The 21,113-nt window shown below is 48.2% G+C and carries 19 protein-coding genes and 1 riboswitch; of the genes, 4 read left to right on the forward strand and 15 right to left on the reverse strand.

Annotation, left to right across the window (positions count from 1 at the left end; all coding sequences use genetic code 11):
- Positions 1–49: 49 nt before the first annotated feature.
- Entirely contained in the window at positions 50–409 is a 360-nt protein-coding gene (locus tag C1I60_RS01235; protein WP_014277861.1) for a HesB/IscA family protein, read from the reverse strand.
- Between the two features lie 372 nt (positions 410–781).
- Between C1I60_RS01235 and mqnE the strand changes: the two genes are divergently transcribed.
- Positions 782–1,888 carry an aminofutalosine synthase MqnE gene (gene mqnE, locus C1I60_RS01240; protein ID WP_014277863.1) on the forward strand — a complete coding sequence of 369 codons (1,107 nt, stop codon included), beginning with the start codon at positions 782–784 and terminating at the stop codon, positions 1,886–1,888.
- A 224-nt stretch (positions 1,889–2,112) separates the two neighbouring features.
- Entirely contained in the window at positions 2,113–3,180 is a 1,068-nt protein-coding gene (locus tag C1I60_RS01245) for an NAD(P)/FAD-dependent oxidoreductase (protein ID WP_137060228.1), read from the forward strand.
- A 121-nt stretch (positions 3,181–3,301) separates the two neighbouring features.
- On the opposite strand, the gene C1I60_RS01250 is transcribed toward C1I60_RS01245, so the two are convergent.
- Positions 3,302–3,559, reverse strand: a complete 258-nt coding sequence (locus C1I60_RS01250) for a YuzB family protein (protein WP_137060141.1) — start codon at positions 3,557–3,559, stop codon at positions 3,302–3,304.
- A gap of 86 nt (positions 3,560–3,645) precedes the next feature.
- On the opposite strand from C1I60_RS01250, the gene C1I60_RS01255 reads away from it, so the two are divergent.
- Positions 3,646–3,891 carry a NifU family protein gene (locus tag C1I60_RS01255; RefSeq protein WP_013311836.1) on the forward strand — a complete coding sequence of 82 codons (246 nt, stop codon included), beginning with the start codon at positions 3,646–3,648 and terminating at the stop codon, positions 3,889–3,891.
- A gap of 92 nt (positions 3,892–3,983) precedes the next feature.
- Here the strand turns inward: C1I60_RS01255 and C1I60_RS01260 are convergent, their stop codons facing one another.
- From C1I60_RS01260 to C1I60_RS01295, 8 genes are all read right to left on the reverse strand, one after another.
- Positions 3,984–4,748 (reverse strand): SDR family oxidoreductase, encoded by a 765-nt coding sequence (locus tag C1I60_RS01260; protein ID WP_137060142.1) that lies wholly within the window; start codon positions 4,746–4,748, stop codon positions 3,984–3,986.
- 143 nt (positions 4,749–4,891) lie between these two features.
- Positions 4,892–5,734 carry a MetQ/NlpA family ABC transporter substrate-binding protein gene (locus C1I60_RS01265; RefSeq protein WP_044645446.1) on the reverse strand — a complete coding sequence of 281 codons (843 nt, stop codon included), beginning with the start codon at positions 5,732–5,734 and terminating at the stop codon, positions 4,892–4,894.
- A gap of 75 nt (positions 5,735–5,809) precedes the next feature.
- Positions 5,810–6,478 (reverse strand): methionine ABC transporter permease, encoded by a 669-nt coding sequence (locus tag C1I60_RS01270; protein WP_137060143.1) that lies wholly within the window; start codon positions 6,476–6,478, stop codon positions 5,810–5,812.
- The gene (locus tag C1I60_RS01275) at positions 6,475–7,497 is read right to left on the reverse strand and encodes a methionine ABC transporter ATP-binding protein (RefSeq protein WP_137060144.1); all 1,023 of its coding nucleotides are present in this window, start codon (positions 7,495–7,497) and stop codon (positions 6,475–6,477) included. The genes C1I60_RS01270 and C1I60_RS01275 overlap by 4 nt, the downstream gene beginning before the upstream one ends.
- Before the next feature lie 113 nt (positions 7,498–7,610).
- A riboswitch (SAM riboswitch) is annotated at positions 7,611–7,750 on the reverse strand.
- Between the two features lie 131 nt (positions 7,751–7,881).
- Entirely contained in the window at positions 7,882–8,601 is a 720-nt protein-coding gene (locus tag C1I60_RS01280) for a Cthe_2314 family HEPN domain-containing protein (protein WP_137060145.1), read from the reverse strand.
- 52 nt (positions 8,602–8,653) lie between these two features.
- On the reverse strand, positions 8,654–10,420 hold the full coding sequence (locus tag C1I60_RS01285; protein ID WP_137060146.1) for a UbiD family decarboxylase: 1,767 nt from the start codon (positions 10,418–10,420) through the stop codon (positions 8,654–8,656).
- Positions 10,421–10,589: 169 nt separating this feature from the next.
- A complete protein-coding gene (locus tag C1I60_RS01290) occupies positions 10,590–11,522 on the reverse strand; it encodes a COX15/CtaA family protein (protein WP_137060147.1) in 933 nt (310 codons plus the stop codon).
- A 217-nt stretch (positions 11,523–11,739) separates the two neighbouring features.
- Positions 11,740–12,084 (reverse strand): thioredoxin family protein, encoded by a 345-nt coding sequence (locus C1I60_RS01295; protein ID WP_137060148.1) that lies wholly within the window; start codon positions 12,082–12,084, stop codon positions 11,740–11,742.
- Positions 12,085–12,303: 219 nt separating this feature from the next.
- Between C1I60_RS01295 and C1I60_RS01300 the strand changes: the two genes are divergently transcribed.
- Positions 12,304–13,593: a DUF2515 family protein gene (locus C1I60_RS01300; protein WP_137060149.1), complete on the forward strand. Its 1,290-nt coding sequence runs from the start codon at positions 12,304–12,306 to the stop codon at positions 13,591–13,593.
- 28 nt (positions 13,594–13,621) lie between these two features.
- On the opposite strand, the gene C1I60_RS01305 is transcribed toward C1I60_RS01300, so the two are convergent.
- From C1I60_RS01305 to C1I60_RS01325, 5 genes are all read right to left on the reverse strand, one after another.
- On the reverse strand, positions 13,622–15,256 hold the full coding sequence (locus C1I60_RS01305) for a putative polysaccharide biosynthesis protein (protein WP_137060150.1): 1,635 nt from the start codon (positions 15,254–15,256) through the stop codon (positions 13,622–13,624).
- A gap of 131 nt (positions 15,257–15,387) precedes the next feature.
- Positions 15,388–15,867 (reverse strand): DUF456 domain-containing protein, encoded by a 480-nt coding sequence (locus C1I60_RS01310; protein ID WP_137060151.1) that lies wholly within the window; start codon positions 15,865–15,867, stop codon positions 15,388–15,390.
- 51 nt (positions 15,868–15,918) lie between these two features.
- Positions 15,919–16,668: a Cof-type HAD-IIB family hydrolase gene (locus C1I60_RS01315; RefSeq protein ID WP_137060152.1), complete on the reverse strand. Its 750-nt coding sequence runs from the start codon at positions 16,666–16,668 to the stop codon at positions 15,919–15,921.
- Positions 16,669–16,750: 82 nt separating this feature from the next.
- The gene (locus tag C1I60_RS01320) at positions 16,751–18,829 is read right to left on the reverse strand and encodes a peptidoglycan D,D-transpeptidase FtsI family protein (protein ID WP_137060153.1); all 2,079 of its coding nucleotides are present in this window, start codon (positions 18,827–18,829) and stop codon (positions 16,751–16,753) included.
- 179 nt (positions 18,830–19,008) lie between these two features.
- A complete protein-coding gene (locus C1I60_RS01325) occupies positions 19,009–21,093 on the reverse strand; it encodes a peptidoglycan D,D-transpeptidase FtsI family protein (RefSeq protein ID WP_137060154.1) in 2,085 nt (694 codons plus the stop codon).
- Positions 21,094–21,113 lie beyond the last annotated feature (20 nt).

Here is a 21,113-nt window from a genome sequence, read left to right on the forward strand (position 1 = left end):
TCTACCCCCGAACAGATCACCGGAAGACAAAACGTTGACGCGACGTGTGTTAACAAGGTTCTTCGTTCGGCTTCCCTGCATCCGTAGCTGTACGGAAGCTTGAACCGCAACCACAGGTAGCGATTGCATTCGGATTATGAATCGTGAAGCCGCCTGACATACCAGACTCTTCAAAGTCGATTTCCAGACCGTCCAGGTAGCGGATGCTTTCCTTTTCCACTACAATCTTCATATCCTGTACGTTCATATATATATCCTGATCCGTCTCGTTGTCGTCAAAGCCCATGGCATACGAGAATCCGGTGCAACCGCCCGGCGTAACACCCAGACGCAAAAACATATTCGGCGTTTCCTGCTGCTCCAGCATATCTTTTAAGCGCTCGGCAGCGGAATCGGTGATGTTAATCATGACTCCATCCTCCTCTTTTACTTCATGTTCTCCTTCAGTATACTCCACTATTTGCGGGTGCTCAAGTCATGAAATGTCCTTCCCTAACAGGCTAAAAGACCTGTTTTTCTGTTCGTTTGTATTGAACACCTGTGAGGTGAGGTTTATAATAGGTGAAGAGTGTGTAAAAGAAACTGTCGGAAATTTGTCATTTCATAGGCGATGTTCTGAGACATTCATCATTGTAGCTTGGCATTGTAACATTTTTCACATATCATATATCCGCGCTGCCGGATTCGTACCGACGGAACGGGACATCCTGTGTGCATTAAGCGCTTGTGCCGCTTATAGGGCGGACAGCCTCGCACAGAGCAACTTGAAGGAGGAATAGGCATGTCCACATTAGTTACACCCTTTACAGACCGCAGAATGGCGGAGATTGTAGAAAAGGTACAGAACGGCATCCGTTTGAACCTTGAAGATGGTATATATTTGTACGAAACTGACGATATTCTCACACTGGGTCAGTTAGCTAACGAAGCGAATTTACGCAAGAACGGAAAAAAGGTTTATTTTATTGAGAATATGAGCCTGTACTTCACCAATGTATGCGAAGCGCGCTGCGCGTTCTGTAATTTCCGCAAGGATCAGGGGGAAGACGGCTCTTATACTTTGTCCGGGCAAGAAATGATTGATTATGTTGAGCAGCATATCCATCCGGGCGTGAGAGAATTCCATATCGTTGGCGGTCATAATAATCATGTACCTTTCCAATACTATGTAGACTCATTGAAGGCGCTGAATGAAAAGTATCCCAACGTTACACTCAAAGCTTACACCGCAGCGGAAATTGACTTTTTCACACGTATTAGCGGCTTGAGCATTAAAGAAGTGCTTCAGGAGCTGCAAAAGGCAGGACTTCAAACCTTGACCGGCGGTGGCGCAGAGATTTTATCAGATGAGTATCGCCAAAAAATGCGTGTCACCAAAGCGAATGTAGATCGCTATCTTGAGGTTCATCGCACGGCTCACAATCTCGGCATGAGAACCCATACGACAATGCTGTACGGTTCGGTTGAATCCTACGAGGATCGTATTGAACATATGCTGCAAATTCGGGCATTGCAGGACGAAACGAACGGATTTATGGTATTTATTCCACTGTCCATGCAGCCGAAAAGCAAAAATGCCAACATCATGCGTCGCAACTCTGCTTACGAGGATCTCAAAACCATTGCGATCAGCCGCCTGATGCTGGACAATATCGACCATGTCAAAGCTTACTTCATTAATATTGGTCCGCAATTGACGCAGGTCGCACTGACCTTCGGCGCATCGGACGTCCATGGTACGATTGTGCGTGAGCAAATCAGCCATGCCGCAGGTGCACTGACCCCGGCGGGTTTGACCCGTAAAGAGCTGATCTGGCTGGTCAAAGGTGCAGGACGCATCCCGGTTGAACGGGACACCTTCTATAACGAAATCGAAGTTTTCGAATAAAAGCCATATCGGATTTCCCATAAGCTGCCCCGGAATTTTCTGGTCTGTCTGCCTATAGGCGGGCCGGGAACCCGGTTTTACAACAACAAAAAACCTGTGTCTGATCGGAAACATTGAATTTGCATGTCGTCGGGATAAGGCGTAATTTGAAGGCGAACAAGGTTTCCTGATGAGGCACCAGACCATTTGCCGGGGACACGGCAGCGAAAGGACGGCGGATTTTGATGAAAAATTTCGTTATTCTGGGAGGCGGCTACGGTGGCCTTACCATTGCCAAAGAATTACTGAATAAGCATATTCCCGATGATGTCCAAGTTATTTTAGTGGATCGGATGCCCTTTCAGGGATTGAAAACAGAATACTACGCCCTTGCGGCCGGGACGGTATCTGATTTTGATTTACGTGTGCATTTTCCCGATGAACAACGGCTCATTCGCAAATATGGGGAAGTTACTTTAATGGATCTGGAAAATAAAATCGTACATTTTCAGGATGGCGAGCCGTTGCCCTATGAGCAGCTTGTGATTGCACTGGGCTGTACTGACCGTTTTCACAATACTCCAGGTGCCGAAGAGCATAGCTGTACCATCCAGTCCTTTAACAATACACGTCAAACGTATCTGCGCCTGAATGAAATCAAGCCTTACGGACATGTGCATATTGTAGGTGGCGGTCTGAGCGGTGTTGAGATTGCGGCGGAATTGCGCGAAAGCCGCACAGATTTGAATATTACAATTATGGATCGGGGCGAGCGGGTGCTGTCGGCATTCCCGCAGCGTTTGTCTGCCTATGTGCATGCCTGGTTTAAGGAGCATCAAGTCGATGCATTGAATCATGTCGGGGTTTCCCGCATTGAGCCGGGTGCTATTTACAATCATGATGAAGAAATTGTGACGGATGCGGTTGTATGGACAGCCGGGATTCAACCCGTGAAAATCGTGCAGGATTTAGCTGTGCCCAAAGACCCTCAAGGCCGCATTGTACTAAACGAATATTACCAAATCCCGGATCATCCCGAGGTGTACGTGGTCGGAGACTGTGCCAGTCTCCCCTACTCTCCAAGTGCCCAGGCAGCGGAGGTGCAAGGTGAACAGATTGCACACATTGTACACGACCTGTGGAAAGGCCACACGCCTCACCCGCATCCTTTGAAGCTGCGTGGTACATTGGGTGCGCTTGGCAAGAAGGCTGGATTCGGCTACGGCTTTATGGGCAGTACATCTTTGCGTGGACGAGTACCACGCCTGCTCAAAAGCGGTGTGCTCTGGAAGTCCAAACGGCATTTTGGATAATCTGTTGGTATAACAAACAAAAAAGAACCGCTCTGGGAGCGGTTCTTTTTTGTTTTGGGCATGGTATGGAAGGCTCGTTATATCATAGCCAGAACAAAGCAGGCTGACAAAGGATTACATCTTAGTCGAGATCAAGGTTATCCCACGCCTCGGCTTCTTTGATTTTGTTCATAATCACTTCGTACAGCAGCTCGGCTGTATCGGCAGATACAATCTCGCCGTTGACCATCGCATACGGTTCTGCATTGCACTGACCACAATTGCTGAGACAGCCGTATTCAATGACGTCATAATCCGGATTTTGCTCCAGTCTGGACATGATCTCATCGGTTCCAAAATGCATATTGCTGGTGCAAAATTCAATGATGGGTCTTAACATTTTTTCACCTGCTTTGGACGACGGGCATTTTAATTTGGCCCGCTTTGTAATATAATAAAAAGGTATAGGAAAGGAGTTGAATTCTAATGAGCGAAACACAAAGCGTTCAAATGTATGATGAAGTAGCAGATGTACTGGATAAGCTTCGTCCGTTCCTGCAACGCGATGGCGGCGACGTTGAGCTGGTTGATGTTGAAGACGGCATCGTTAAGCTGAAGCTGGTAGGCGCTTGCGGCAGTTGCCCAAGTTCCACAATCACGCTGAAAGCAGGGATTGAACGCGCTCTTCTCGAAGAAGTCGACGGCGTCCAAGAAGTGGTACAAGTATTCTAATGCTTGATGCATAATGATCATGAGAGTCTTGACTTCGATAACGAAGCTCAAGACTCTTTTTTGTGTGACGAGGCATACTCGATCTTAATCCCTTATATGATCGGCCGAATCGGGTCCAGCCCTCCTGACACATCCATAATGTTGCCTGTGATAAAATCCGAATCCTCATCACACAAATAAGCAATCACTCGTGCAATGTCCTCTCCACTGCCTGGACGTCCACGAGGTGTCTCTTTATCCTGCAAGCCGATGACGTCGGCAATTGACTTTTCCTTGTTCGCCCCCCGGATATCCCCGGGACAAACCATATTGACCGTGATACCATAAGGAGCTTCTTCCACAGCCAGTGACTTTGTAAAGGAAACCAGCCCCACCTTGGCGGCTGCGTACACGGCGCGATGCGGCCAAGCTCGTGCTTCTCCAGCATGACCAAAGCCAAAATGAATAATACGTCCCCATTGCTGGTTCCGCATATGAGGCAATACCAGATGATCCAGCAGCATCGTACCCACCAGATTCCCCTGAATCATGGTATGAATCTCGGCTACACTGTAATCTGCAAACAAGCGACGTTCCCGAATAAACGGTCCGGCGTTATTTACCATAATATCTACGCCGCCCAGCCGATCCTGTACTGCACTGATCAGCCTTGTAATATCCTCCTGAATCGAAATATCTCCTTGCAAAGACAGGCAGCGTACTCCCTTGGCTTCAATCACCTGCCTAAGCTCTTCGGCTTCAGTTTGGCTATGCACATAGTTTAGTACAATGTCACAACCTTCATCAGCCAGACGCAGAGCGGTCATTTTACCTAATCCTTTGGCACTGCCCGTTATAAGCGCGACTTTGTGTCTCAACAGTTTTCCTCCTCTTCACAGAGAACGGTCACCCCCAAGTATAAAATATTTAGGCTTCGCCTACAACTCCAAGTAAAAAGAAACCCCAAATCCTCTTGTTCAAGAGAATCGGGGTTTGGGTTCAATGCGTTCTTGTGTCCAGCTTAAAATGCCGGGATAATCGCGCCTTGGTATTTGTCTTCGATGAATTTTTTAGTTTCCGGGGATTGCAAAGCCTTGATCAGCTTCTGAATCGCTTCGGAATCTTTATTATCAGGACGCGCTACCAAAACATTGGCATATGGGGAATCCTTGTCTTCCAGTGCCAGTGCATCCTTCGTCGGGTTCAGCTTCGCTTCCAGAGCATAGTTTGTGTTGATCAGAGCAATATCCACTTCAGGCAACTGACGTGGCAGCATAGCCGCTTCCAGCTCCTTGAATTTCAGGTTTTTCGGGTTTTCTGTAATATCTTTTACTGTAGCTTCGATGTTGCTTGCGTCTTTCAGCTTGATCAGACCTTGTTTCTCCAGCAACAGCAATGCACGTCCTCCATTGGTAGCATCGTTAGGAATGGCAACTGTTGCACCATCCGGAATTTCATCAAGCTTTTTATATTTTTGCGAGTAGATACCGAATGGCTCCAGATGAACCGCGCCTACAGATACCAGATCCATTTTGCGCTCTTTGTTCATAACATCCATGTATGGTACATGTTGATAGAAGTTAGCATCCAGTTGCTTGTCGAACAATTGTACGTTTGGTTGTACGTAGTCGTTAAACTGAACGACTTGAAGACGAACGCCCTCTTTTTCCAACTGTGGCTTGATCGCTTCCAAAATTTCCGCATGCGGTACAGGAGAAGCGCCAACTTTCAGCTCAACTTCGCGTGGTGACCCGCCTGTATTTTGGGTCGCATTGTTTGTATCGGATGTCGTGCTTTTCGTACCGCAAGCTGCCAGTACCGCAATTAATGTCAAGCTTAATACGGCCAATACCCATTTTTTCATGTTATTACCCCTCCAATGAATTGTAATGTTCAGGATTCAGACGCCCTGATCAATAAGGATTTCTATATGGTTTCCCTATTTTCGAGTATAATGCCGCACCAGACGGTCTCCCGCCATTTGCAGCAATTGCACCAGTACGACCATCAGTATGACCGCAACGATCATGACAGCCGTTTCATAACGGTAGTATCCGTAGTTGATAGCTAGTGTACCCAAACCACCGCCCCCAATCATACCGGACATTGCTGTATAGGATACCAGCGTAACGACGGTAATCGTTAATGCGGCGAGCAGACCCGGCAGGGCCTCACGCAGCAGCACCCGACGGATAATCTGCCCTGTAGAGGCGCCCATGGCTTGTGCAGCCTCGATAACACCTTTGTCCACTTCGCGCAATGACGTCTCCACGAGACGGGCGAAGAATGGCGCAGCACCAATGACCAGCGGTGGAATCGTACCCAGCACTCCCGTGGAAGTCCCCACCAGCGACCGTGTAAAAGGAATCAGTGCAACAATCAAAATAATAAACGGTACGGACCGCAAAATGTTAACGATAAAGGAAAGTACAACGTATATCACCTTCATCAGACTCCATGAGGAGCGGCTTGCCAGAAATAATAAAACCCCAAGCGGCAGACCAATAATAAGAGTGAACAACGCAGATGCACCGAGCATCTGGAGTGTCTCTAAAGTAGAGTTACCTAGTTCTTCCCAACTCACTTGCGAAAAATCAAGTTCACTCATTGTCCGATCACCTCCACATCAAGTCCCTGACCGGACACCTCGCGCAGCGTGTGCTCAATATCCTCCTGATTTCCTTCAAAACGGACGATAAGCTGCCCATAGGGTACGTTTTTAATCGTGGAGATAGTTCCCTGCAAGATCGCAAAATCAACCCCGGTGCTACGGGCTGTACGTGACAGAATCGCATCATATGTCTTGCTGCCCAAAAATGAAATCCGTACAACATGCGCCGATTCGCCGCCACCCGCAGCTGCAATGGCTGCTTGCAGCTCCTCGGGATGCTCAGACTCCCGCTGGATAAAGTCCTTGGTTACTTGATGCTGCGGCTTGAGGAATACTTCTGCCACCGGACCTTGCTCCACGATGTCGCCCTGATGAATGACACCAACACGATCACAGATGCTTTGAATGACATGCATTTCATGCGTAATCAGCACGATGGTCAAATTAAAACGCTGGTTAATGTCCAACAGCAATTTGAGGATGGACCCTGTCGTCTGTGGATCAAGCGCCGAGGTCGCCTCGTCGCACAGAAGTACATGAGGATCACTGGCAAGCGCCCGTGCAATACCTACCCGTTGCTTCTGTCCGCCCGAGAGCTGTGACGGATATTTAGCGCTGTGCTCTTCCAGACCGACCAGTTCCAGCAGTTCACGAACCTTCTGGTCCAGCTTTTGCTTCGGCGTATTCACCAGACGCAGCGGAAAGGCAATATTGTCATACACCGTCGCCGAGGATAATAAATTAAAATGCTGAAAGATCATTCCGATTTTACGACGCTGTTTCTGTAACTGGGATTGGCTTACCGTGGCGAGATTCACGCCATCTACCCATATCTCGCCCGAGGTCGGACGTTCCAATAAATTAATACAGCGGATCAGCGTACTTTTACCCGCTCCGGAATGACCGATGACTCCAAATATTTCACCACGCTCTATGGAAAGATTCAAACCGGACAGCGCACTAACGCGTCGGCTGCCTTTGCCATAATGCTTGGTTAATTGTTTAAGCTCTATCAACGTGCTGCGACCCCCTTCACTCTTCCTTACCCTTTTAAGCGACTTTCATCTCTATGATGATACAAAAAGAGCCCCTTTCACAGAATGAAAAGGGCCCCCATCATACGAACCTGTTCTCATCTGTCAAAACCGCTATAACTCTAGCGGTTTTGTAGGAATTAGCACCATAACGTTCCCTTCCGATGTACCACACCGGAAAAGAACGGGTTGCCGGGCTTCATCGGGCCAGTCCCTCCACCTCTCTGGATAAGAAAAATATGTTAAACTCCAGCTTTAGCTGTCCGTTAAATTTATATTTAAAATCATAATTCAAGCATTTTTCTGAAACTAGATTTCAGTATAGATAGTTTACATAGCTTTGTCAAAGGATATTTTCTAACATAATTATGGACGGACTGCCCGGTTCTCCCAATGTTTGACCGTATAACGAAAGGCTGTTGCCAAGGAACGATTCACCATTTCCAGTCCTTGCTTCAGATCCTCCAAATGATGATCCAAATCCTCCAGTTGTATCTTGCCGTACAAAGCGCGATGCCGCTGCCAGAGATCATCCTGCATCTCCGTATTCATATAGTGTATTTCCGTATTCCGACGCTTGCGCAGCCGATTGATCGCGTCAGTGTATGAGTCCTTGATATCATTTAAGCTGTCCGTCATTACAGGATGCATCTTCAAATATTTGAATTGCCGCAGCACTGTAAAATAAGAATAATGCGGCTTATACTCGCCTGTTTTCAGATCATACAGATCATTGAGCCAATTCCCGAGCTTATCCAAAATGGAAAATACCCTCACAAACCCATCCTTATAAAAGAATACGTACAGCGCGTAATCCGATTTTTCATCAACGCTCATATCCTCGGCATAACCGGCTTTGACCTTCGTTCGGAAAAAGGCGGCAGCATGATGGCTCTGCTCCAGCTCATCCAGAGATGACATCAGGCCGCGTGTCAAAATATCCGCTTTGCGAAAATCATGAGTCGGATCTCCGCTGGCCTGAATATGCCGCTCCAGCATTTTCAGCATGTCTGACATGCTATTCATAGCATCGAGTAGAATGCCCTTGTTCACACGCGGCGGCTCGCCTAGCAGATTGCGTATCATGCTAACGCCTCCTTTTATAATGTAAAATCAGGTTGTTGGGTTGGTCAGGGCGTCAGGCAAAATAACTCGTCCACCGTTGGTCTACAAGCTTAACAATATCCTCGCGCGGCAGTACTTCATCCGGGTAGCCCGGCTTCATGCGTGCATCGACCACAATTGGCAGCTTGTAGTTCAGATGATGCAAACGCACCTCGCTGTCTGCGTACATATCCGTAGCCGGGTTAAATCGCGTAAACACCGTCCACAGGAATGATGCTTGTGAGCGGACGACTTCCTTGGCATCATCTACAATAAAGACAAGCGGCCATTCCTGCTCACCCGCAGCCAAACGCTCCAATACACGCGCCGCCAGCTCAGGCTCCTGCTCAAAGGACGCACCCGATACGACGAGACAACCTCCGCAATACGGCTCAATCTCGCGGATACCCGGCAGGTCGCCTCCTTCATAGGCGTGGGGCAGTTCACGTATAGGCTCACCTACACCCATCAGGATCGCTTTACTACCGTGATTCAGCTTACGGCCCGTGTAATCAAGTGTATCGTGAGACGTATGATTGAAAATAAACAAATCTGTCGCTGGATTAAATCTCTCCAGAATGGTTTCCAGCAGCAGGTTAAAGTCGGATAAATCAATCACCCGATCTGTCAGCATCAGAAATTTGGTTAATGACAATTGGCCCTGTCCCAAAATGGTAAAGCCTGAGACCAGTGCTTCACGGGAATAGCTTTCACGAACAACTGCCGCTGCCAGCGCATGTACGCCCGTTTCTGCGTAAGCCCACAGCGACTTGACGGAAGGCATTACAAGCGGATAGGCAGGTGACAGCAGACGTTGTAAAAATTCGCCGAGATAATAATCCTCCTGCCGTGGTTTACCTACAATGGTTGCTGGATAAATGGCATCCTTGCGGTGGTACATATGCTTGACATGAAATACAGGGAAATCATGCTGTAAGGAGTAGTAGCCAAAATGATCGCCAAACGGTCCTTCCGGACGGCGTTCATGAGGCGGCACATAACCGCTGATCGCAAATTCGGCCTCTGCCGGAATCCGGTGACCGCCGAGCGGGTCCTCCGTCATCGGCAGCTTGCCGCCCATAATGAGCGAGGCAAGCAGCAGCTCAGGCAGATTTTCCGGTGCCGGAGCAATTGCGGACGCAATCAGGGCTGGTGGCCCGCCGATAATAACTGTCGTTGGCAACGGCTCATTACGCAGCTCAGCTTCATGATAATGAAAGCCGCCGCCCTTATGAATTTGCCAATGAATCCCGGTCGTCTGATCATCATAAATCTGGATACGGTACATGCCCAAATTATGATCCTTGGACTGACCCGGCTTCTCGGTATATACGAGCGGAAGCGTAATAAACGGCCCCCCGTCGTCCTGCCAACTCGTCACTCTTGGGAGTGGAGCCAGCGGAGCATCCGTACGGCGAACTCCCAATACAGGAGCCTCGCTATGAGATACCGTTTTCAGCCCTACTTTTAGCATGTCCTTAATCAGCCCACGTTCATTCCACAATGCCTTGGGTGTGGGTGGAAGCAATGTTTTGGTCGCCCCTACAATCGCATCCATCAATTGCTCCGGGCGAGGGCCAAAGGCCATGTCCACACGACGGTTTGTGCCAAACAGATTGCTGGCTACAGGGAACGGGGTACCTTTTACATTGGTGAACAGCAATGCGGGGCCTTCCTCCTCAATAACTCTCCGATGAATCTCGGCCAGCTCCAAATAAGGATCGACGGGTGCTTCTATAATTTGAAGATTATTTTCTTTACGCAGCGCTTCAATAAATTGGCGCAAATTCTGGTAGATCAACTGGACGATTCCTCCTAAGCAAATCAAGCCCTCGAGTAACTCGCGGGCCAGGTTTGTTTCTTATACCGGATTTTGCAAAATCCTTATATGCTATTATACGTGCTTAAGCGTCTCTTGGGCAAAATATCCGTTGAACTCATCACAGCTTCGTTCATCACAAATGAAATGCTTAGGTACGCTGTGTGCGTGTCCGAACGATGTTGCGATCTGGTGACAATTGCCACACACGGTAGCTCATGTAGCACAAAATGGAGAACAGCGTTGCAATGACCAGCATGTGTGCCAGTACTACAAACATGTAAATTTCCGGTCTGGTGACGTACAACAGGCTAATGCCAATAACGACCTGAAGCATAATCAATACCACCGCAACGACACCCAGTACACGAATATCCCGATGATTTGGATGATAGCGATAAGAATAGTGCCCCACGGCCAAAATGACCACGAACAGCAATCCCGATGAAAGCTGGTGAAGCAACAACGGAGATATAATACCGCCGAGATTTACAACTTTTTGAATGACCGAGTGACTGAGCAGTGCGCCCGAGTAAACCGCAATATACGTATAGATCGTCGACAACCATATAAAATTACGAAAGCCCCGGTTGACAGGCACGGTGGGCAAACGCGGGTTAAAGCGCGAATCCGCATGCTCCTTCCAGGCTCCCAATGTCATCATAGTCGCGCTGGCAAAGGCGATCAGAGCAAAGCCAAAATGCAGCGCCATGACCGGAGCAGATTGGGAAAAGACCACAGCTAAAGCCCCCATCGCTCCTTGTATAATGACAAATAGTAGCGTCAGCAACGAGAACAGCTGCAAATCCTTCCGATGCTTCATATACAGCAGAAAGCCAACAAAAGAGGCGATAGAAAGTAACCCGGCCATCGTGCTGACGGAGCGGTGGGTAAACTCGATAATGGATGCAATCGTATGTGCTGGAACCAACTTACCGTTACACAGCGGGAACTCACGTCCGCAGCCTAGCCCCGAGTCCGTCCGCGTCACGACACCTCCGCCAAAGGTAGCCAGAAACATGACAATACATGTTACGAGTGCAAGCCACTTTAATATTCTAATTTTGTTGTTCAACGAACTCACCATATCCTTCCAGATAAAATATTTATTATCCTTATATGTTGTGAAATGATCACTTAAAATAATTATAACTGATATATCGTTCCTTGACATACGCGCTTTGTTGACAAAATGTGAACGTGTCCCGTTAGAAAGCCGCCCCCTTTGGAAGGAAGCGGCTCTCTGAATACCCATATGAATAGAATTCCCCTCGGAACCCTCATGCCATGCACAACATCAATTATTTAGCCAAGCTGGCGTGTACTTCCACAGCCCGGTCCAAAAACTGCTCGATTTCCTCACGAGATTTACGCAATCTGTTCACCAGACGCACCAGCTCGCGGCCTTCACTGTAAGCGATAAAGCTGGGAATACCCAGTACATTTTGCTCCTGGCTAACGCTCTCCGCCTGCTCTACATCAATCTCAATTAATGTAAGCTTGTCTGCATATTGCTGCTCTACATCAGGCATGAATGGATCAATGAAATGACAATCCCCACACCAGTCTGCCTTAAACACAGCCACCGTTACGCCAGAAGCGGATATTGCCTTATTAAAGTCTTCATGAGAGACGATCTTTTGCATGGATAATTCCTCCTTGAATTCTGTTTTGTAAAAAGAGTTTGTGCTTTCTATTGTAACGCCAAGCGGCGCTTTTGCACACTCCCCTATTATTCCCGTATCACCGATTGGAAGCCCATCCATCGAGACATACTAACCATATAACCTAAGAACACACTTAGAGCATCCCCATGTACTTTACGGGTACGAAGTGTTCTCATTTTTGAAAGGAGGTTATCAAGTATGTCTCTCACCGAATGGTTCCATGTGGCATCACGTCAGCTTCAGGATGGGCTAAAGCTGCTCGGTTCCGTACCACGTGCTGCGGAGGAAGCTTGGGAAGGCAAGCGGGCGGCCTGGACTGAGTCCCGCAAACTGCGCTATCCGCTACGTGAGTTACCGTGGGATTATCATACCGCGCAAGCCGCTATGGATGAAGCCGAAGCGCTGATGCTGGTGAATGGACCTGCAACCCGTCCCTCTTCTCTGAATATGCCCTTATGTGAAACGGACTGCGAGCTAGTTGAGCGGATCAAGAACGATACGGCACAGGAAAATCGCAGCAACATCACCCGTACAGCCGCTTACCTGGAGTGCTATCATGGCTATCCCGAGTTACATTGGGCGCTGCTGGCTCACCTGGTTTCTCGCAATGGTGGATATAACATGACCGATTTGAAGGGCGGTCTGATCGACAGTCTGTTCGGCGAACAGGAGAAGGAATGGTTATATCGGCTGCTGGAGCGCTGTAATGCCCTTATTTTTCAGGACGCCTACCCTCAACTGCAGCTATACATGCACAGCCGTCATCTGGGCCGAAGCTGTTTTCATTTGCTGCCGCATTTTCATGTATCACCATTCATGAGACCCTTCTGGGAACGTTTCTGGGCTTGGCGGGACAGCTCTCTCTTAAGCATAGCCCTCATCATCAATGAACAAAACTATATTGAAGGACGAGTGGTGAAAGATCCGTATTTCCAGAAATTTGTGACGCACAAGCCGGGCTTTTATTTGCACGATTGGCTCCAGTTGAATCAGATCATATTTCCGCTCGGGCTGAATGGTGGCCTCGCCGGGCTTGTGATGGAGCGCTTTGGCCATCTGGATGAGCGTATCGGCTTTGGTAAAAGCCTGTATGCCATGCTGTTCGGACACCAGCAGGTGCTGGATCAAGTAACAGCATTCGCTACCAGCGTGCCCCACACTGGCTCACGCAGCGACTATTGGCCGGGACTGTTCACTTCGGACAAACAAAAAGCGCTGCGCTCCCCTGAAGAGAGTGCAGCGCTCCTGGCGCATGAATGGCTGCCGCAAGGACAACGCCTGTACAGCCCCGAGCTGAACGCCGTCTGGTCGGATACGGCTTATGATCCGATCCCCCGTTACGACTGGTTTCATGACGGATCTACGCTTGGACATCTCAGCGAACCAAGACGACCGCTGTTATTTGCCATGCGCCATGAGCACCGCCATGGCATCCAAAAAACAGCGATGGCCCATGATGCCCATGCCAGCCTCCGGCCTTTCCACTAAAAAAGCTGGAGGGCTGCCTATGTTTCTTTTAGCCTCGTTGCCCTGTGGACTCACGCTGGAGACGCATCAGTGGACGCAGTACCTTTTGCAACACACGCGGGTAGTTACCCAACTCGTCCCTGCGCAGTACGCGCAGCACAACCAGCAGCACCAAATAGCATACCAGTACAGCCGCCCCGGCAATACAGCACGCGATGAAGAAGGCCACACGTGCAGGCATAATATGAATCAGCAGAATACAAGCCTCATTCACACCGTATCCAATGGCTCCCGAAAGCACGACTGCGGTCAGAAAACCCGCCCAGCGACGACCCATGATGGAGAAGGATACGATGCCTTTAAGCACATGCAAATTCAGCAGCGTAATCACGAGGAAACATAATCCGGTTGCGGCAATGATGCCGTAAATCCCGAGCCAACCAGCCAGCAACCAGCTCGCAGCCAGCTTAACAACGATACCGACCAAGACATTAACCATTGAAATACGCGGTTTGCCCATACCGATCAAAATCGAGTTAGAGGTCATCATCGTGATCTGGAATATCGTTCCGAGTGTCAGAACAGCGATTATTCCGCTGCCTCCAAGCGAACTGAACAGTAAGCCATTGATGGAATAGGCGGTTACACACAAGGCCAGCACAATCGGCATTCCAGTCAAAATAGAGATCCGCAAGGCCAGCGTCATCTGATTTTGCAAATGCTGTTCATCCTTGCGGGCAAAAGCCGCCGAAATGATCGGAATGAGCGATTGACTGAGGGCGATAGCCAAAATCGGCGGAATCCCCGCGACACTCTGCGCACGTGCTCCCAAATAACCCAACTGGGTGGTCGCCTGATCCAAGCCGATTTGGACGGATAGCAATCTGACCACAATCGACGTATCAATAAAGTTAACGGCCGGGACCGTCAAAGAAGACAATACAATTGGGATAGACAGCGTAAAAATGTCTTTGTAAATGCGCATCATCGGCAGCGCGGAGCTTTCCTCCTGGAATTGCTCTTGTCGATCTTGTCGATCCTGGCGACGCATTTTAAACGTATAATACAGCATAACGGCAAGTGCGCCAATGCTTCCCATGACCCCACCGAACGATGCCCCGGCCGCAACCTCGCGATCTCCATAACCGAGCTTCAAAATAATAAAGGCGAGCAAAATAGCAGTAGCCACCCGTGCGACTTGCTCCACAATTTGTGAAATACCACCTGCGGTCATGTTGCCTCGCCCTTGGAAGTACCCGCGCATCATGGCAATGGCGGGAAACAGCAGCAAGGCTGGAGCCAATGCCTGAATAGCCAAAGCCGATTGCGGAACCCCTGCCACTTTCTCGGCAAAATAAGGCGCACCAAAATATAGCACCACCGTAATGATAATGCCCGCCGCCGCCGCAAACAACAACGCCGCATGATATACACGTCGTGCTTCCGAAGGTCGATTCAGCGCGTAGCGTTCGGAGACCATTTTGCTCAACGTGCTTGGAATACCCGCTGTAGCCACCGTGAGCAACATTAAATAGGCATTGTTCGCTATCGTAAACGAGGCGTTCCCCACAGAACCGAGCAGATGCTCTAACGGAACACGCTGCACCAGACCAAGCACTCTCGCCACCAGCGCAGCAGCGGCCAAAATAAGCGTGCCTCTAAGAAATGTTTCTTTATTGGACAAAATACGTTCCCTTCTTTCTTGCTGTTGACACGCATGCAAAAGCTCCGCAAAGCAGTCATGGCCTGAGCCATCACCGGTGCGGAGCCGCATGTCGATTCTGTCTCTGCAAAACACAAGCATAGGATGTTAAACTAGAACACCCAAATCAAGAATACAAGAATCATGACAAGCTGTAAAATTACTTTCATCACGGTGCTGGTAAACAGCCCTAATACAGAACCAAAGCCCACTTTAATCGCCCGATCCAGCGGGGCCTTGCTCATTAGTTCACCCAGCACAGCGCCAATAAACGGCCCTAAAATCAGACCAAACGCCGGAATAACAAAAGGGCCGATAATAATCCCGATGGTACTAAGAATCGTGGACAGACGCGAGCCTCCAAATCGTTTGACCCCCCACGCAGTGACGGCATAATCTGCAACAAATAGTGCAACTACTATTAGTGTCTGTATGATCCAAAACCATACATTATATGGAGCAAACGAGAAAAACCAGCCGTACACAAAAAATGCAAAGTAGATGGCGAGCGCCCCTGGCAATACGGGATATACTGCCCCGGCCATGCCAACAATGAACAGCGCAACGATAACAATCCAGCCTACAATGTCCATTGGCTCCCTCCTTCTCGTCCAATTATCCTATATGCTTCATCATTCGTTCTCTTAGACAAGTACGTAATCGCGGATAACTTCAACGATGCCATCTTCATTGTTCGAAGCGACGACCAGATCAGCCGCTTCTTTTAGCGTATCCTGTGCATTACCCATCGCAACACCCAGTCCAACCGCTTGAATCACAGCCAAATCATTCAAACTATCACCCACTGCAACTACCTGTTCCATTGTAATTCCAAGCAAATCGCATACTTCAGCAATCCCACTGGCCTTCGATATACCAACCGGGTTGATTTCCAAGTTCGTCATGGATGAATTGGAAATTTCAAGTCCACCCATGTCCTGAAGCTTGAGCAAAATTTGATGACGAATTTCGTCGTTTTCCGTGTTATAACCGAATTTTAGCCATTCCTGTGTATCCAACGTATCCGGCCAACGATCTCTATTATATAATTCCTCCGTCGAGTAAGCCCAGAACCAGGAATCTGTTTCTACAGCAATCTGGTGCATTTTCCGAACTAGCTCCTTATCAAGCAAATAACGGCGCCACAGTTCATGCGGGGATTTCCATACCTCACTGCCATTTACCGTTACCATAGGCGTATCCAGGCCGAGCTGTTGCCCGTAAGGCAAGGCATGCATCGCCGCCCGTCCGGTAGACAAGCACACGTGAATCCCCTCTTGAATCGCCTTATTAATCCAGTTGATCGTTTCCAGCGTAATTTCCTGATTGTCGTTCAATAAAGTTCCATCCATGTCGAGCGCAAGCAGCTTGTATTTATATTGGTTTTCTCCCATGGTTTCTCTTCCTCCTGTATGTCCCTTATGTCCAACGACATTTTACCATGAAAAAGAGAAGCCCACAAAAGAATTCAAGTCCTCACTTCGCTGCCTGCGGCTTTTTTGGAGTACCATCCAACCCGTAAACCTCGTCATAAGCGTCAAATATTTTACGCGCCACAGGTCCAGCGCTCGTCGAGCCAAAGCCCCCTTCGGGAATAATGACCGCAACGGCCAGCTTCGGATTTTGACGTGGAGCAAAAGCAATGAACACCCCGTTATCTTTAACCGCACGCCCTACCACCTGCTGGGAAGTCCCCGTTTTACGGGCATAATCATACGGAAACCCGTTAAATGCTTTAACATCCGTAGCCATACCGCGAATCACCGTATTCCAGTACATATCTGAAAAAGCGACCTCATTCAGCACCTTGGGCTTGAACTCACGCACGAGGTTGCCCTGATCATCCACAATTTTACTGACCAAATGCGGCTGCATACGCTTGCCCTTCGTTGCCAGCACAGTTGTATACTGGGCAAGCTGCATCGCCGTATATTTCCCCTGTTGACCAAAGGAAGCCTGTACCAAGCGTGTCAGCGCACTTTCATGCTTGCTCGTATACTCAAGTCTGCCTGCCCACTCGCCTGGCAGATCGACTTCAGTCGGTACGCCTAACCCAAATTCCTTCATATACTTGTCCCATACATCAATTCCCTGATGCACCCCTGCATTACTTCCGTATTTGTCATACAGCGGCTTGCCGATCATATCCACCATGAAAGTATTCGACGAGAACTCGATTGCCTTGCTAGGTGTCAGAGGACCATATACATGTCCACTCGAATTACCGACCCGACTTGATCGATTTTTACCATAGTATGCGCTCCCCGTATCCAGATAAGTTTGTCCGGGAGAAAATAAGTTTTCCTTCAACCCGATCAGCACAGTTAGAGGTTTAATGGTTGAACCCAGCAGCACCGAGGATTCCGGGTGCGGACCCGCTTTTCCGCTAGGTACGGATTTAATCGTTCCGTTCCCCATTTTATGCTGAATTTCGTCATATACCGAAGGCGATGTACTTCCCGTCTTCCATACATTGGAGTCATAGTCCGGCATACTGGCCATCGCTACGACATTCCCTGTCTCGACCTCCATCGCTACAGCGAAGCCGGTAGTGGCATCACCGTGGAGCTTACCCGATACCGGATGGGTATGAAGCCAACGAAGCTGATCAACAATCGCTTGTTCCGTTTTTTGCTGAATTTCCTTGTTAATGGTGGAATACAGATGGTATCCTTTTTTCGGAGGAGTAATGGATTCTATGCCTTCCGGCATGCTGCGCGGATTTACCTCTACCGTTTTATAGCCGTTTTTTCCTCTCAGCTCATCCTGATACTGAAGCTCCAAGCCATCATATCCTACGGTCTCACTTTCCGAGTAAACCTGTTCGGGTCTTTGGACCTCCGAATTGGCTTCATATTGCTCCTTGTACTTTGGCCGATTGATGCGCGCTCCTTTAAACTTGTACATATATCCAATCGTTTGCACCGCCACCCGATCCGGGTCATAATGGCGCACACTTTCTTCTACAACCTCAATCCCGGGGAACTCCTGCCGATGCTCCAAAAAATATGCGATTTCCTCACGATTCAAGTCAGATTTGACCAGGCGCGGAGTAAAGCCTCTATATTGAGTGTAGTCCTTGTCCAGCCGTTCCTTAATTTTCTCTACATCAAGCTGCTCGCCCTCTGTACTGCCTAACTCATTCAGCTTGACAGCAAGCTTTTCAGCAAAAGCATTAAACTCTGGGAGCAGCTTTTTTTCCGGCTTGCGGTCCTTTTCTGCTTGTTTGCTATAATCCTTGGGTAAGGTCACATACAGCGACTGTACCGGAGTAGAATACGCCAGCTTGACGAGACCCGAAGAGTCATAAATCGTGCCGCGTCTCGGGGCTAACGGGACATTTTTCGTATTTATGGATTGCTGCTGCTCTTTCAGCTCTGCCGATTGCACAAACTGTAAGACCGCCAGTCTGATAAAGATAATGGCAAATAACACAAAAACACTGAAAAAAAGAAGATTAGTCCGAAAAACCGTCCGCTTTTTTTGTGCCTCTTCATTTTCTTCATGGCTTTTCTTTTTGAATGAAAACTTCTTATCCAAACTGCCTCTGTCCATATTAGCAGGTCATTACTCCTTTCACCGGGTTATCATATCCCTGATCCTACCATATCCAAAGCAATAAACGATGAATTCCAAGATGACAATTTTGTAAGAAAACGTAGAAAAAGCATAAAAAAGCTTCCCTCAGCCCTAAGGCTAAGAGAAGCTTTAATGAAATTATACGTAGTATGTTATTATGGCTGCTTGACTACATTGGAATCAGATGTTGTAGCATCCTTTTTCTTCGGAACACCGTCCAATCCATACACTTCGTCATAGGCATCAAAGATTTTACGTGCCACAGGTCCCGCGCTCCAGGCCCCGAAGCCTCCTTCAGGAATGACAACCGCTACAGCCAGCTTGGGATTCTGGCGTGGCGCAAAGGCAATAAATACCCCGTTATCCTTTAGTGTTCCGCCTACGCTTTGCTGTGATGTCCCTGTTTTACGTGCATAGTCATACGGGAAACCATTAAATGCGCTGACATCTGTAGCCATCCCGCGTATGACTTCATTCCAGTAAGCATCCGGGAATTTCACTTCATTCAGCACCTTCGGCTTAATCGTTTGGACTACATTGCCGTTGGTATCTTTAATTTGGCTGACCAAATGTGGCTCCATCCGTTTGCCCTTGGTAGCCAACACCACTGTATATTGTGCAAGCTGGAGTGCTGTATACTTCCCTTGCTGACCAAAAGAAGCATACGCCAACTTGGACAGTGACGACTCCTTGCTTCTAGGTCCATACTCTCTTAACCCAGGATATTCCATTGGCAAATCTACCCCCGTAGACACGCCTAGTCCAAACTCCTTCATGTAACGGTCCCATACATTCACACCTTGATCTTCCTTGGCATTATTAATGTATTTGTTGTATAGTCTTTTGCCTACCATGTCGACCATGAATGCATTCGAAGAATGTCGAATGGCAGATGCCGGGTCCAGCCCGCCATACACATGTCCTGAAGAGTTCTGAACCCGTGACGAATTATTACGTCCAAAATAAGCCGCTCCGGTATCCTGATAATAGGACGATGTACTGAATAGCCCTTCCTCTAAGCCCACCAACACAGATAGCGGTTTGATCGTGGAACCGAGCAATACAACCGACTCTGGATGTTGACCCGATTGACCGGAGCCGAAGGAGCGTATAGTACCATTCAAATATACATTTTGAATTTTCTTGTAGTTATCTGATGATATATTTCCGGTCTGCCAATAGTTCGCATCATAGTCCGGCATACTGGCCATCGCCACTACATTCCCTGTGTCCACTTCCATGGCTACAGCAAAGCCTGTCTTGGCATAAGGATGAGTCTTGCCAGATACAGCATGGGAATGGAGCCATCTCAATTGATCCATAATGGCGTTTTCTGTTTTAACCTGAATCTCTTTGTTAATGGTGGAATAAATGTTGTTTCCCTTTTGCGGAGGAGTAACGGAATCTACACCCTCTGGCATATTACGCGGATCAATCGGGACCGTTTTGTAGCCATTTTTCCCTCGTAACTGCTCCTGATATTGAAATTCCAATCCATCAAAACCAACGGATTCGTTATCCATATAGATGAGTCCGGGATCATTTTCCGCTGACATGGATTTTTGAATGTCTTTATATTTACCCAGGTTTTCACGGGCACTTTTATAGCTTTTAATATAACCAACCGTTTGAACAGCCACCGTATCAGGATCATAATGACGTACGGTTTCCTCCACAACATCTACCCCTGGAAACTCACTTTTATGCTGCATAAAATAGGCAACTTCATCTTTATTAAGGTTGGTTTTAATCAGGCGGGGCGTAAAACCGCTAAACCGTTGATAGTTACGGTCCATAGCATCCATAATTTGCGCTGCCGTCATTTTGGGCTCATTTTTATCGCCATATTCGGCAAATCGATTTGCCAGCTTTTGCGTCATTTTTTCCAGCTCAGGCAACATTTTTTTATCATTATCACGCAATTTTTCCATGCTGTCACTGTAGTTCTTGGAAAGCGTGATATATAGCGATTGTACTGGTGTAGAATATGCTAGCCTGTTCTGTCCGGTTGAATCGTAGATCGTTCCGCGAATCGGTGTAAGCGGTACATTTTTAGTGACATTACTAGCCTCTTGCTGCTTAAGCTGAGGGCCCTCCACAAATTGAAGTATCGCCAGTCTTACGATAATGACCGTAAATATAATGAAGGAGCTGAAAAAGAACAGATTGATCCGGAAGCTGAATCTTTTTCGGTCGGACGTCTCGTTGTCTTTTCCTTGCTCGTGGTCCATCTTTCTCATGTGCCCTTTTCCACTCCTTT

Source organism: Paenibacillus terrae, assembly GCF_005217525.1.
Taxonomy (GTDB): domain Bacteria; phylum Bacillota; class Bacilli; order Paenibacillales; family Paenibacillaceae; genus Paenibacillus; species Paenibacillus terrae_C.